The 13,532-nt window shown below is 49.3% G+C and carries 11 protein-coding genes; 9 read left to right on the top strand and 2 right to left on the bottom strand.

Features of this window, described 5'->3' with window-relative positions; all coding sequences use genetic code 11:
* The first annotated feature begins 21 nt into the window (after window positions 1-21).
* Genes MHI45_RS19995 through MHI45_RS19980 form a run of 4 tightly spaced genes read left to right on the top strand, consistent with a single transcriptional unit; the run spans window position 22 to window position 4,677 of the window.
* Entirely contained in the window at window positions 22-927 is a 906-nt protein-coding gene (locus MHI45_RS19995; protein WP_076114262.1) for a glycosyltransferase family A protein, read from the top strand.
* Between the two features lie 30 nt (window positions 928-957).
* Window positions 958-2,013: a glycosyltransferase family 2 protein gene (locus MHI45_RS19990; RefSeq protein WP_076114263.1), complete on the top strand. Its 1,056-nt coding sequence runs from the start codon at window positions 958-960 to the stop codon at window positions 2,011-2,013.
* Window positions 2,010-3,152: a polysaccharide pyruvyl transferase family protein gene (locus MHI45_RS19985; RefSeq protein ID WP_076114264.1), complete on the top strand. Its 1,143-nt coding sequence runs from the start codon at window positions 2,010-2,012 to the stop codon at window positions 3,150-3,152. Before MHI45_RS19990 ends, MHI45_RS19985 begins: the two co-directional genes overlap by 4 nt.
* Window positions 3,142-4,677: a lipopolysaccharide biosynthesis protein gene (locus MHI45_RS19980; RefSeq protein WP_076114265.1), complete on the top strand. Its 1,536-nt coding sequence runs from the start codon at window positions 3,142-3,144 to the stop codon at window positions 4,675-4,677. Before MHI45_RS19985 ends, MHI45_RS19980 begins: the two co-directional genes overlap by 11 nt.
* Before the next feature lie 124 nt (window positions 4,678-4,801).
* On the opposite strand, the gene MHI45_RS19975 is transcribed toward MHI45_RS19980, so the two are convergent.
* Window positions 4,802-5,920: an IS4 family transposase gene (locus MHI45_RS19975; protein WP_341119327.1), complete on the bottom strand. Its 1,119-nt coding sequence runs from the start codon at window positions 5,918-5,920 to the stop codon at window positions 4,802-4,804.
* Window positions 5,921-6,328: 408 nt separating this feature from the next.
* Here MHI45_RS19975 and MHI45_RS19970 point away from each other — a divergent pair, with 408 nt between their 5' ends.
* Entirely contained in the window at window positions 6,329-7,645 is a 1,317-nt protein-coding gene (locus MHI45_RS19970) for a glycosyltransferase family 2 protein (protein ID WP_340895415.1), read from the top strand.
* 153 nt (window positions 7,646-7,798) lie between these two features.
* On the opposite strand, the gene MHI45_RS19965 is transcribed toward MHI45_RS19970, so the two are convergent.
* The gene (locus tag MHI45_RS19965) at window positions 7,799-8,890 is read right to left on the bottom strand and encodes a threonine aldolase family protein (RefSeq protein ID WP_340895417.1); all 1,092 of its coding nucleotides are present in this window, start codon (window positions 8,888-8,890) and stop codon (window positions 7,799-7,801) included.
* Window positions 8,891-9,082: 192 nt separating this feature from the next.
* Here MHI45_RS19965 and udk point away from each other — a divergent pair, with 192 nt between their 5' ends.
* The 4 genes from udk (at window position 9,083) to MHI45_RS19945 (ending at window position 13,466) form a co-directional block, all read left to right on the top strand.
* Window positions 9,083-9,724 carry a uridine kinase gene (udk, locus tag MHI45_RS19960; protein WP_038584819.1) on the top strand — a complete coding sequence of 214 codons (642 nt, stop codon included), beginning with the start codon at window positions 9,083-9,085 and terminating at the stop codon, window positions 9,722-9,724.
* 565 nt (window positions 9,725-10,289) lie between these two features.
* Window positions 10,290-11,147 carry a carbohydrate ABC transporter permease gene (locus MHI45_RS19955; protein WP_340895418.1) on the top strand — a complete coding sequence of 286 codons (858 nt, stop codon included), beginning with the start codon at window positions 10,290-10,292 and terminating at the stop codon, window positions 11,145-11,147.
* A complete protein-coding gene (locus MHI45_RS19950) occupies window positions 11,144-12,022 on the top strand; it encodes a carbohydrate ABC transporter permease (RefSeq protein WP_076113421.1) in 879 nt (292 codons plus the stop codon). The genes MHI45_RS19955 and MHI45_RS19950 overlap by 4 nt, the downstream gene beginning before the upstream one ends.
* 55 nt (window positions 12,023-12,077) lie before the next feature.
* On the top strand, window positions 12,078-13,466 hold the full coding sequence (locus tag MHI45_RS19945; RefSeq protein WP_076113422.1) for an ABC transporter substrate-binding protein: 1,389 nt from the start codon (window positions 12,078-12,080) through the stop codon (window positions 13,464-13,466).
* Window positions 13,467-13,532 lie beyond the last annotated feature (66 nt).

The following is a 13,532-nucleotide window of genomic DNA, read 5'->3' as shown; positions in this document are numbered from 1 at the left end:
TCGGATAAGGGAGTGGAGTATATGCAAGGATTGTCAGTGGCTATCTGCACGAGGAACCGGGTACAGGACCTGACACGGTGCATTCATTCTATAACTAAACAAAGCATAGGCCGGACGTATCCTATAGAGGTCATTATCATTGATGACGGAGAGATTCCCGAAGGAACCCTCAAGGGGTTCGAAGCCTTATTGGCCGGTTGCGGTTATCCCCTTTTGTACCACAGCAAAACTGAACGGGGATTATGGCTGTCCCGAATCAAGGCGGTGGAGCTGTCTACCATGGACAAGATCCTCTTCCTTGATGACGACGTCGAAATCTCCGATCATTACCTGGCCACTTTAATCCAAACCTACCTCGACCATCCGAACTGCGCAGGTGTCGGCGGGGTCGCCATCGGGATGCGCAACAGCTTCCTCGGCACGATCCGCTGTCTGCTCTCCTTCCAGCAATCTCTATCGAGCGGCAAGCTTTCCTTAAGCGGCCAGGCCGGCTCCATGTACAATTGGCATAAGGCACGGAAGATCTTCAAGACAGAGTTCCAGCACGGCTGCAACATGTCCTTCAAGAAAGAGGCCATTCAAGACCTCAAACCCGTCCCCTGGCTCCAAAGCTACAGCGTCGGTGAAGACATTCTTATGTCCCGTATCGCGCAAGGTTCCGGCCCCCTTTATATCAATCCCGAACTTAAACTTCTGCATCATGAGTCCCCGGCCTCCAGAGACAATCTTGAGAATGTAGCTTATATGAGAGTGCTGAACCATGTGCATTTGCTCAAGGATAAACGTTCGGGACCTGTCGGTTATCTCGCCCTGGTCTGGACGACGCTCTATCTGATTTTGCGGGAACAGCCTAAGAAGAATACAGCTGCCATCAGCGGCTACAAAAAAGGGCTGAGAGAAATATTTTCCAGGCAAACCGCCGGTTAATCCATCAAACCTCAGGAAGGGAGTGGCCGCATGAGTGTGAGCATTGTAGTGCCCATGTACAATTTAGAACGTTATTTAACACCTCTGCTGCTCTCACTCCTGGAACAGAGCGGGAAGAGGTTCGAGCTGATCATGGTCGATGACGGCTCGACAGACCGGACGTATGAGGTGGCCGCTGACTTCCTGGAGAAGCATCCTGATCTGCGCTCGAAGCTGATCCGCACTCCCAATTCCGGAGTGAGCGCCGCAAGAAACACCGGTTTGGCTTCAGCTACAGGAGATTATGTGCTGTTCCTGGACGGAGACGATTACGCCGACAGCAGCCTGGTGCTGAGTATCGAGGGCGCCACGCGGTCCACGGATCCGGATGTGGTCTGCTGGGGCTACAACCTCGTCCGGGAGGATCAGTCGACAATTGTAAGCTTCACTTCCGGTCAGTCCGACACTACGGGAAGCGAGGCGCTGCAGAATATTTTTGTACACAAAAGCCTGAGAATCTGGACCGGAAGCATTGCCTTCAAGCGGAGCTTTCTCCTGGAGAACGACATCCGCTACACGGAGCGCTGTGTGAACGGAGAGGATCAGGAATTTATCTATAAAGCCTTATCCAGAGCGTCCCGGGTGATCTCGATCCCCGACGTATTGTCCTATTATGTGCAAAGGATGTCATCCATTACAGGCACGTATAATGTGAACAAATTTGATGTCGTCGCTGCCTTCAAGCGGGTGGATGAATACTTCAAAGCCCATCCCTTCAGTGAGGCCAGCACCATCTCGGAGCTCCTCCTGACCCGGGAGATGACGGAGAACTACTTTTACAATCTCAAGACCTGCCTGAACGGCACTTCGGGAATCCGCATGCGTGACCTGCTTCATGACATTGAGAAGACCTACCCTCATTTGAACCACGAGATGCTGCTCATTATGAAACGCTACAGCGGGGATGACAGACAGCTCGCTTTTAGAATCAAAGCCTTCTTAATTTCCCCGCCTTTATATGCGCGGTTGATCCACATGGACAGAAGCTGGCTCCAGTTCAAACATAAGCTCAAAACCATGATCACCAGAAAGGAAATTAAGATATGAAGAAGATGATGGTAAGCGCATATACAGAATTCAATTTGGGCGATGATTTGTTTATCAAGGTACTCTGCGAACGGTATCCGGATACCCGTTTTATGATCATTGCCCCCCGTTTATATAAGCTGGTATTCAAGGATATCAAGAACCTCAAGGTCTATGCTTCGGACTCCGTCCTGTTCCGGGGAATTAATTATGTCTTCAGAAAATTAAAGCTGCATAACAACTTTCTGCAGAGATTTCTGGGTGATCAGTCAGATGGAACCGTACATATCGGCGGGTCTATTTTTATGCAGGGAGAACACTGGGCGGAATATGTGGCGAACGCGGAAGCCATGCGCAACAAGAGCAAGCCGTATTATTTGATGGGCGCCAATTTCGGTCCCTTTACGGATGATGAGTATTACCAGGTGCACCGGCGGATTTTCCCGGAATATACCGACGTCTCTTTCAGAGAGCAATACTCCTATGATTTATTTAAGGATTTGGGCAATGTCCGAATGGCTCCGGATATTATCTTCCAGCTGAAATATAACGCAAACGAAACCTCATCCGGACAAAAACCTCCAGCGGGCCAAACGATTGCGATTTCGGTGATTAAGCCGTCGTCCAAGAACTTAAGCGGTTTTGACAACCTCTATTATGAAAAAATGAAAGATGTTGCAGTCTATTTCATCAAGCAGGGTTATGCCGTGCATTTCATGTCATTTTGCCAGCATGAAGGCGACCAGGAAGCCATTGGGCAGATTATCGGTCTGATTCCGGCAGAATTTCAGGAGCAGACCCATGTTCACCTCTATAAAACAAACATAGATGACATCCTCGCCGCGCTGGCAGGTGCCAGCTGTATTGTCGCTTCCAGGTTCCATGCAATGATTCTCGGCTGGGTGTTTAACAAGCCTGTCTTCCCGGTGGCCTACAGCAGCAAGATGGTCAATGTCATGCAGGATGCCTATTTTACCGGAAAATACACCGATTTCGCCCATTTGGCCGAGCTTACGCCGGAAGAGGTGTATGACAGCATGGCCACTAACCGGCTCGACGTGACGCTGCAGGCAAATCAGGCAGAGAAGCATTTTGAACAATTGGACGCTTATCTGTCACCGGCACCGTTTATGGAAGGGAGAAGAAGCTATGAAAGCTAAACGGAGCCTGCTGAACCTCGGCTTTGGCCTTACCAGCCAGGTAATCACAATTATTCTCGGCTTCTTCATTCCAAGACTGATTATGGTCAACTACGGCTCGGAAGCCAATGGTCTCATTGCATCCATCGTGCAGATCATCAGTTACTTCGCCCTGCTTGAAGCCGGGGTCGGTGCAGCTTCGCTGCAGGCTCTGTATAAGCCGATAGCCAACAATGACCGGGGTCATATCAATTCGATTCTCGCAGCAACCTCCAGCTATTATAAAAAAACGGGAATGTACTATTTTATCTCCGTCGTATTGCTTGCAGTCATTTATCCGCTGGTCATCCACTCGGAGATCAACAAAGTGAGCATCATGGCGATTATTTTATTCTCGGGTCTGGGCGGAGCCATCAACTATTACTTCCAGGGCAAATTCAGAATTCTGCTGATCGCCGAGGGTAAAAGCTATGTGGAGACGTCCATCGTCACCATCGCAAATATTCTGAACAATGTCGTGCGGATCATCCTGCTGCTGCAGGGTGTGAACATCATTGCCGTGCAGGCTTCCTTCTTCGTGCTCACCCTGCTGCAGATCGTCGCTTTCTATTTCTATTCGAAGAAATATTATAAGTGGATCGACCTCAGCCACAAGCCGGATTTTGCAGCCATTGGCCAGAAGAATTCGGTTATGGTGCATGAGATTTCCTATCTCATCTTCCGTAATACGGACGTGTTGATTCTGACTATATTTACGAACCTGAAGATCGTCAGCATCTACGTGATGTACAACATGATCTTCACCATTGTCGACAACATCGTTCAGACGGTCAACGGAAGCATAAAGGCCGCCTTGGGCCAGAGCTACCATGAGGGAAAAGAGGCTTTCGTGAAGTTCTATGATGCTTACGAGGTCTATTTCATGGGTCTCATCTTTGCCATTCTGACCGTTGTCTATATCATCATCCTGCCGTTCATGAAACTGTACACGGCTGGCGTCAACGATGTGAACTATATTAATGCCTGGCTGCCGGTTCTATTCGTGGTGATTAAATTGTTGACCAATGCCCGCACCACCTCCAACAATATCATTACGATTGCCGGACATTTCAGAAACACCCAGTTCCGCTCTATTATGGAGTCGGCGATCAATCTGGGGGCTTCGATCATTTTCGTCATCTTCTTCGGAATTTATGGCGTGCTGATGGGCACCATCGCCGCCCTGCTGTACCGTTCCATTGATATTGTCGTGTATGCCAGCCGGGTATTGCTGGAGCGCAGTCCATGGATCACTTTCCGCAGATGGCTGACCAATGTTGCGGTCTTCGCTGCCATCGTTTTTGTCACCACCAAGCTCGACCTCAGCATCACCTCATACACCGGTGTGATTCTGTGGGCTGTGCTGCTCGGCATCATCATCCTGCCCATCTATTTCCTGGTCGGATCGCTGATGGAACGCGAGGTATTTCTCTATACCTGGGGTTATCTCAAAGGCTTCCGTACGAAGCTCAAGCTGAAGCGCAAGGTTACGGCCGGGCAAGCTTAAGCGGAGTGGAATGTATGAGATGTGTGATGTGTGGGGGCGCGCAGGATGCGGGAGTTGCGTAAGATGAGCGCTAATTTACTGAATGCCACGCTTTAATTGCACTTTATACAGGTCTGTTGATTAGCTAAATTATGGAAGTGGGGAACACTACATTGGCTAAATAAATCCTCCATTCCGGTGGTAAAGTTTCCAAAGTAAATAACCGGTCAAAGTCGACGAATGTTAATTTAGCACTCGGATGCACCGCAGCATTTCCCTGCTCAAACAGGAACTTAAGCAAAACATAAATCAGTAAAGCTGTGTACAGCTGTCCATACACTGCATTTGGTGTTGTTCCGAATAATTTTGGAATGTTTAGATGCTGCTTAATCCAACGAAAAAAGACTTCGATCTGCCACCGTTTTTTATAGATTTCTGCAATTCCTTCGGGGGAATACCAGTGCAGATTTGTGGCGAGAATAACGGGATTTCCTTTGGGATCCTCTAGGATGACCACCCGAAATCTGTTCTGGGAGAGTGCCATGTTCTTTCCCAATTGGCAGGTCAAATCTTGCTTAATACTTCCCGAAAAGGGACGCTTTCGACATCGTGAGATTGGATTCGTAAAGGTTGTATTATCCCGAAGCCGAATCACAAAATACTGCCGGTTTTCCTGCTCTTGGTAACTGTCAAACAGCTTGTGTTTACCATAAGACCGGTCTGCCACCAAAATAAATCTTCTGTCCAGCAGGTCAGGGCAACTCTTCAAATCAGGCTCATATCCAGTCGTTTCGGTAACTTTGTGCAATTCGCCTTGGTCTCCAATGATCCCCACGTGTAGCTTAACGCCTGCTTTTTGGCCTTTGTGCGGAGCCCAAGTCAACCGTCCCAGACCTACCGTAATCGTAGTGGAATCAACGATTAGCAGCTCCTTCGGAATACCGAGTACACGCCGAGTCTTTCGATTGCACAGCCCAATCATGAGATCTAGCAAACGCTTGAATAATTGAAAAGGAACGTCTTTGGCTTTTTTCGAGAGGGTTGAGTGATCCACAGAACGCTGCCCACAAAGGGCCATTCGCTGTTCTCCGTCCCGATACCCCTCCCACTGCTGGAAGGCGGCTTCGGCCAAAAATAGAAATAAATCATAGACAGTAAACTTTCGCGCCACATCGATATACTTTAGTTCTTCCAAGAATGGGAGCATTTTTTCTTCGGGAATCACCAATTGCAGAATATTCGATAATGAAGTAGACTTTTTCATGAGGTCGCCTCGTTTCGGATGTTTGTAGGGGTACAAACACTTTACCGAATGAGCGGCCTTTTTTCTACCTTTTTCTGGTTAATCAACAGACCTGCACTTTATACAACTAAAATCGGGTATTTTGGGGCGAAAAGAGAAGTAGTTGTATTCCGTACACTCAAATAGACTGACTTCGGGTAAAACGAACTGCATCGCTAGTTTTAACTGTACAAAATGCAGTTATTACTCAAAAGTCCCTGTGTAAGCACCCTATAGTTGCACTAAATACACTTATACAGACGGCGGCGCTGCAGGATTATCTTCCGGTTCGATATTTATGACAAAACATAAGCATATGCTTCCATAGCAAGTTTTGCACGAAGTACATCAATGAAGCAGATGCTAACAAAACTTTGAGGAGGGCTGAATATGGATCACAGCGAGGAATTGCAACAGGCCGGCTACCGATTACTCCATCAGCTCCATGACGATATTCAGCATTTCTCCGCCGAAGAGCTGTCACGCGAAGCCATTGTACGCCGGGGGCGGGAGATTACCAGCAAGGAAAGCACACCCGCGATCCAGGAATATCTGGCAACCTTGACCGGAGTGATCGAGGCTTATTTGGCGGGGAGAGCGGCTGAGGATGCGCTGGAGTACTATTTATTGCGCCAATTTCATATTGAATTGAATACGATTGAGGGACTGCTTACGCAGCTTGCCAGACTCAGCAGCGGAACCGGGGAATCAGAGAACCTGCTGCCTGAATCCGCCGATCCGGCTGTTTATCCGAAGGTCAGCGTCATTATCACTACTTATAATAGAAAAGACTTCCTGCATCAGGCGATTCAGAGCATTCTGCGGCAGGATTATCCCCATAAAGAAATTACCGTCATTGACGACTGTTCCAGCGATGGCACGGACGAGATGATGCACACGAATTTTGGCGGTGACCCGCGTGTCATCTTCATGCAGAATGAAACCAACAGCGGGCCGGGGAATAACCGGCGCAAGGCTTTTGCCGCTCATGGAGACGGTGAATATATTCTGTTCCTCGATGATGACGACTATCTGATTGATTCCAGTTATTTAAGCAGAGCTGTGAATTTTCACCTGACGCATCCTGAGGTATCATTTGTGGCCGCAAACGTATTTCTGGAATACTCCAAAAGCCGGAAGCTCACGATCTCCAGCCTGCAGCTGGCCAGCATTACCGGCAAAAAGGATTATTTCATGAATTTCGAGCAGAAGGGTTATCCCAAGCCTGCCTCTACACTAACCACAGTCTTCAAACGCGAAGCGCTGATGAGCATGGACATTCTGAACATGAACATGGTCAACGATGCCTCAATTTACCTGCGTGCCCTGCTGATCGGCGATGCCGGGTTCATTGATTGTTTGGCCGGGGTGTACCGGATTCATGGCAATAACATCACCTTTCATCTCAGCCAGTCGTTCCTGATCGAGAACCTGGAGGAGAAGCGGCTTATCCGCAATATGGCGATTGAACGCTACGGCTACAACAAGCAGGAAATGAACGAATGGTTCAATCACAATGTGTATGACACGATCTCTTATTACCTGATGAATTCGGCCAAAAGTCATACCGACTTCAAGTTCATGTACAGCTGGGCCAGCAGCCATTCTCCCAAAGCTTACAGCCAGCTGAAACGCCAGTTCCGCACCAAGCTGATGAAAAAACAGCTGCTGCGGGTATCCTTCGTTCGCTCGCTGCTCAACCGGTAACTTCGACTGCACCCATACTAATGTAGTAACCAGACACCTCGCGGGGTGTCTTTTTTCCGTGTAACCAGTACCCTTTATAGAATGACAAAAGCAAACAATTGCAAGACAAAAAACAGCACCCTCCTTCATCGGGAGGATGCCATTTGAACTTTGTCACACTTGCTTTATTAGCTGATCCAGCAGCTTAACCGCTGCGCCAAGCTCTGTTTTGGGGATAATGCCATAGCGGTCACCGATATGCATCTCAAAAAAGCAGGAGGTTTCCCCTGTTTCCCTCAGCGAAGACGTCAGCCCCACTCCGGTTTGCTCATACACTGTAACCAGTATCGGTTCAAGCTGCTCCTTGGCCATGGCAAAATGGACATGGAACATGTTCGAGACCGGCTGCTGCGGAAGCGTGGACACCTTATGGCAGCCGCCCAACAAAGCAGCAAGCTCCTTGGCCTCCTCATAGTATTGTCCCATCTTACCGGCTCTCTGCCGGTAATAATAGCGGGCCGGGACAATGTACGGGTAGAGGCTGACCAAGTCGCCGCCATGCCGCCGTTTCCAGATCTTCGATTCCTCTGTAAACTCCCTGCTGCCCGCGAGAATGGCACCGGCGATGCCGCCAATCCCTTTATAGAAGGAGATATATACGCTGTCAAACAGACTGCAGACTTCAGCTGCCGTCTTTCCGTAATACGGCAGCACCTCAAACAATCTCGCGCCATCGAGATGCAGGATAATGCCCTGCCCGCGGCAATAGGCGGAGATGGCTTCAAGCTCAGCATACTCCGGCAGCTGGCCGCCGATTTCGCGCTGCGGCAGCTCCAGCAGCAGACAAGCAATATCTCTTCCGATGTTCTTCACATCATCCAGTGTAATTAAGTTGTCCTTATCCGCAAGAAGCAGCGGCTCGATATGATGCAGCTCTTTAAGCCCGTCCTGCTCATGAATCTCCAGATGGCATAAAGGATGATACGCAACCGTCTTCATCCCCTTACGGTCGCACCAGATTCTAAGAGCAATTTGCTGGGCCATGGTTCCGCTGGGGAAAAAGACCGCCGTCTCCTTCCCGAGAACTTCCGCCATTTCAGCCTGAAAATTCTCGATCAGCCTGCCCCCTCCGTAAATATCGCTGTCCGTCTGTCCATCCACTCCGGCAAAGGCCTCTTTCAACACTTCAATGTCGCGTTTCCCGTGTCCGGCCAACTTCATAGCCGTGGCGTTAAAGGCTTCAAGCAGTGATTTTGTCTCACTCATCCCGGTAAATTCTCCCTTCATCTATACCTACATCTGCATCGAATACCTTAAATTATATCATTTCAGGCCAAAACTCCTGAATTTTTTGAATGTTCACGTTTTATTCCCCGTACCGAGATGAAATAAATTGACCGCTGTGCTACAATATTGAAATTGCAAAGGCAATCGCTTAGGGAGGTTTATTAAAACACCATGCTTATTATTGGTATCGCCGGCGGGACCGGTTCCGGCAAAACGACAGTAGCTCGCTCCGTCATTGACCGTCTGGGAACAGACAAAGTGACGTTCATATCTCAGGATAACTACTATAAAGACCATTCTTACCTCAGCATGGCTGAGCGCGGAGCAATCAATTACGATCATCCGCTGGCCTTCGATACGGAACTGTTGATTGAGCATCTGGATTGTCTGAAGGCCGGACAAGCTGCGTACGCTCCAGTGTATGACTTCACAGTTCATGCCCGCTCCACTGACAAGACGGTTGAGCTTGCGCCCAACAACATTGTTATTCTCGAAGGGCTGCATGTGCTTTCCGATGAGAAGCTGCGGGAACAGCTGAACATCAAGGTATTTGTAGATACAGACCCGGATGTGCGTATTCTCCGCCGGGTGCTGCGGGATATTGAAGAACGCGGCCGGACCATCCGTTCCATCCACACGCAATATCTGACGACGGTAAAGCCAATGCATGAGGCGTTTATCGAGCCTTCCAAGAAATACGCCGACCTCATCATCCCTGAAGGCGGACAGAATCAGGTTGGTATCGAGTTGTTGTCCGTATTGACCGAGAAATATCTTTCAGGCGATGAGCAGTGGAACGGAAACACGCGGTAAACAAGTGGAAACGGCTTCGCCGTCCTCTACAGGACGGTATCCGTTTCGGCGAGAAATAGAAGGATAATTTATAGTCTTATATTTTGAAATGATACGTAACAGGTACCGTCCTTTTTATAAGGAGGGTACCTGTTTTTTTGAAGTAATATCAGTAATCCATGGAATAAAAGCTCCACTTTGGCAGTGGATTCTAGTCAGGAAAGCAAATCGGCATCAAACAAACCCAGCCCAATTCACACTGTTGAGTTATATAACCTTACATCCGTATGAAATTCTCATGTTTTTTCAGCAACAAAATATAAAAAACTATACCAAATGTTATTTTATTTGACTGGTAGCGCTTTATTCAATAAAATAAGGGTTGATTATTTCCGGTTCATCCACTATGATAATGTCATCAGGTGGATTTAAAAGTTAAAGCGATTAAACTTTATAAATAATAAATACAGTAATATTGCCTTTTTACGACATTTATTTACGACAAAAGTTAAAGCGCTTATACTTTTAAGATCGAAAGGTTGGTGTGTCCGTGATTAAGAGTGAGAGCAGGCGTCGGACGTTCTACATGTATCTGTTTATTTCGCCCTGGCTTATCGGTTTCCTGGTCTTCGCGCTGTACCCCATCATGTCATCGCTTTACTACAGCTTCACCGATTACGACATTATTCACCCTCCCAGATTTATCGGCCTGGCCAACTACACTGAAATGTTTCACAATGATCTGTTCTGGAAGTCGGTAACGGTCACGCTTAGATACACCTTTATCAGTGTTCCGGTACAGATGCTGCTGGCTCTCGGCTTTGCGCTGCTGCTGCACCAGACGATTCCCCTGCGGGGCTTCTTCCGGACAGCGATGTATTTTCCCAGCATGGTGTCAGGCGTCGCGATGTCTCTACTCTGGTACTGGATCTTCAATCCACAGATTGGCCTCTTCAACTACATGCTCTCCTGGTTTGGCATTCACGGCCCGGCCTGGCTGATGAGTCCGGACACCGCACTATATGCCCTGATCATCATGTCCTTCTGGACAGCCGGATCCGGTATGATTCTCTTCCTTGCAGGGCTGCAGGGCGTGCCGTCCAGCCTAATTGAAGCCGCCAGACTGGACGGTGCGGGCCGCTTTAGAATTTTCAAGAACATTACGCTGCCGATGATCTCTCCCGTGCTGCTCTTCCAGCTGATTATGGGCCTGATCGACTCCTTCCAGGTCTTTACCCAAGCGTTCGTCATGACGCAGGGCGGTCCCAATTATTCCACCTGGTTCTATGTTTACAATCTGTACAACACCGCCTTTAAGGAATACCGGGCAGGGTACTCGTCAGCTCTTGCATGGGTGCTGCTGATCGTTGTACTGGTGTTCACGGCCATCATTATGAAGCTGTCCAACCGTTATGTTCATTACGAAGGAGGGGAACGCCGATGAGTACCGTCAAGGCCACCAGCCCCCGGGTGCCAACTTCCCATTCCCGGCGGAAAGCAGATCCCGTAAAGATCATTAGCTTCATTACCTTGCTAATTACAACCTTCCTTATGCTGCTTCCGCTCTTCTTTATGGTCTCGACCTCCCTGAAATCGAAGCGGGAAATGCTGAAATTTCCGCCGACCTTTCTCCCGGAGAGCTGGGCCTGGAGCAATTACACGGAGATTTTTGATACGCTGCAGTTCGGCACACTGTATAAGAACAGCCTGATCATCGCCGGACTCACCGTCATTGGCACCCTGCTCTCCTCGGCACTGGTGGCCTACGGCTTCGCCAGATACAGAGGCCGGGGCAACCAGCTCTGGTTCGCCCTGCTGCTGAGCACGATGATGCTGCCTTATCCGGCGATCATGATCCCGCAGTTCGTGCTCTTCTCCAAAATGAACTGGATCGACACCTTCCTGCCGCTTGTCGTGCCTGCATTCTTCGGTTCCGCCTATAACATCTTCCTCTTGCGGCAATTTTTCTCTACGCTGCCCGAGGAGCTGTTCGACGCCGGACGGATCGACGGCTGCGGCGAACTGAAGATGTGGCGTACCATTGCGCTGCCGCTGTCCGCACCGGCACTGGCGACCGTCGCCATCTTCGCTTTTATTTACAGCTGGAACGATCTGCTCACACCGGTGCTCTACTTAAGCTCTTCGGACAAATTCACACTGCCGGTCGGCATGGCCTCGCTTACCTCGTCGCGGTTCCGCATCCCGCCTTGGCATCTGCTGATGGTCGCCTCCGTGCTGGCTATGGTTCCAATCGTCACCCTGTTCGCGGTGGCCCAGAAGCAGTTCGTGGAAGGCATAGTACTGACAGGCATCAAGTAATCTCCGCTGTACTCTTGGCGGCCAAATATACTTGAAATGATGGAGGGATTCGCTCATGAAAAGGAACAGTATAAGGAAGTCATTCGCACTGCTGCTTGCAGCGTCCATGGCCTTGATGGTGATGCTGTCAGGCTGCGGAGGAGGCAAGTCGGCAGGCAATGTGGCCCCGGGAAACAAAAACACCGGAGACTCCGGCGGTTCAGAGAAACAAGTGACCCTTACCCATTACACGATTGATTCGGAAGACCGCACCTTTATCGAGAAGCTGATTCCCGATTTCGAGAAGGAGCACCCGAACATCAAGGTCAAGGTGGAAAAAGCGCCGTATGAGCAGTTTGACAGCAAGCTCCAGACGCTGATTGCCGGAGGCAAATCTCCCGATGTCACCAGCCACTACGGCTACGGCGGGTTCGCAGAATATTACAACAAAGACATGCTGCTTGATCTGACCGGCCTGATCGCGGAGGAAGGCTTCAAAGCCGGAGATTACCACATACCGGATAACCTGATGAAGATCTACACCGTAAACAACCGTACCTACGGCATCCCGGTCAATATGTATGTCACCCTGATGCTCTATAACAAAGATATGTTCGATGCTGCGAAGCTGTCCTATCCGCCAAGCGACTATGAGGATAAGAGCTGGACGTTTGAAAAGATGGTCGAGGAAGCAAAAAAAATGACGCTCGTCTCCGACGATATCGCTAAAACACAATACGGTGTCGACTTTACCTGGGCCGAGCGGGATATGCGGCCGCTGTATTTTGGGGCGGAGCCTTACTCCGAGGACACCTGGACCAATGGGGGCGTTCCTTCCGAAACTCATTTCGATTCTCCGGAGGTTATTGCCGCATACCAAAAGCTGTTCGATCTGATCTTCAAGGATAAAGTCTCGCCGAACTCCGAGTGGAGCAAAAGCGTAGCCGGCCAGAACGGCGATCCATTCGTTGCAGGCAAAATCGGCATGTCGATCGGCGGCTCGTGGAACCTTGCGGGAGCCAATGATTTCCCGTTCAACATCGGCGTGGCCGCAGTGCCATGGGGCGGCAATGACAAGGTGCGCAGCACCCTGTTCGTCGACCCGCTAATGATTCTGAAGGACTCCAAACATCCGAAGGAAGCTTTTGAATGGATTAAATTCCTGCTGACGACTGAAGTTCAGGAGAAATCGATTGAGCTGAGCGGCGGCAACCCGCCTGTGAACACCGAAGCAGCAGAAGCCTACTACAAACATTTTGACGGCATTGATCCCGAGGATGTGAAGAAGGTATACGAAGGCGCTGTTAAATATGGCTATGAATCCTACAACCACCTCATCACTAAATATTCGCAGATCAATGATATGTTCATCAATGAGCTGCAGCCTGTCGAGACCGGACACAAAACCCTTGAAGAGGTGATGCCGGTCATTCAGAAAAAAGTTACCGAAATTATTAAGAGATAAGACGTTTAGCGGATATTCCGTAAGCCTTGTATACTAAAGATAGAATAAAGCTTCGGAAAATCCGCC

It is taken from the genome of Paenibacillus sp. FSL H3-0321 (genome assembly GCF_038002865.1).
Lineage (GTDB): Bacteria > Bacillota > Bacilli > Paenibacillales > Paenibacillaceae > Paenibacillus_AQ.
This window is presented reverse-complemented; position numbering and strand designations above follow the sequence as displayed.

Bases quoted from the DNA above. Each gene is read 5' to 3' on its own strand.
- MHI45_RS19975 (WP_341119327.1), bottom strand. From the start codon at position 5,920: ATGAAAAAGTCTACTTCATTATCGAATATTCTGCAATTGGTGATTCCC.
- udk (WP_038584819.1), top strand. From the start codon at position 9,083: ATGCTTATTATTGGTATCGCCGGCGGGACCGGTTCCGGCAAAACGACA.
- MHI45_RS19970 (WP_340895415.1), top strand. From the start codon at position 6,329: ATGGATCACAGCGAGGAATTGCAACAGGCCGGCTACCGATTACTCCAT.
- MHI45_RS19980 (WP_076114265.1), top strand. From the start codon at position 3,142: ATGAAAGCTAAACGGAGCCTGCTGAACCTCGGCTTTGGCCTTACCAGC.
- MHI45_RS19995 (WP_076114262.1), top strand. From the start codon at position 22: ATGCAAGGATTGTCAGTGGCTATCTGCACGAGGAACCGGGTACAGGAC.
- MHI45_RS19985 (WP_076114264.1), top strand. From the start codon at position 2,010: ATGAAGAAGATGATGGTAAGCGCATATACAGAATTCAATTTGGGCGAT.
- MHI45_RS19990 (WP_076114263.1), top strand. From the start codon at position 958: ATGAGTGTGAGCATTGTAGTGCCCATGTACAATTTAGAACGTTATTTA.
- MHI45_RS19945 (WP_076113422.1), top strand. From the start codon at position 12,078: ATGAAAAGGAACAGTATAAGGAAGTCATTCGCACTGCTGCTTGCAGCG.
- MHI45_RS19955 (WP_340895418.1), top strand. From the start codon at position 10,290: ATGTATCTGTTTATTTCGCCCTGGCTTATCGGTTTCCTGGTCTTCGCG.
- MHI45_RS19950 (WP_076113421.1), top strand. From the start codon at position 11,144: ATGAGTACCGTCAAGGCCACCAGCCCCCGGGTGCCAACTTCCCATTCC.
- MHI45_RS19965 (WP_340895417.1), bottom strand. From the start codon at position 8,890: ATGAGTGAGACAAAATCACTGCTTGAAGCCTTTAACGCCACGGCTATG.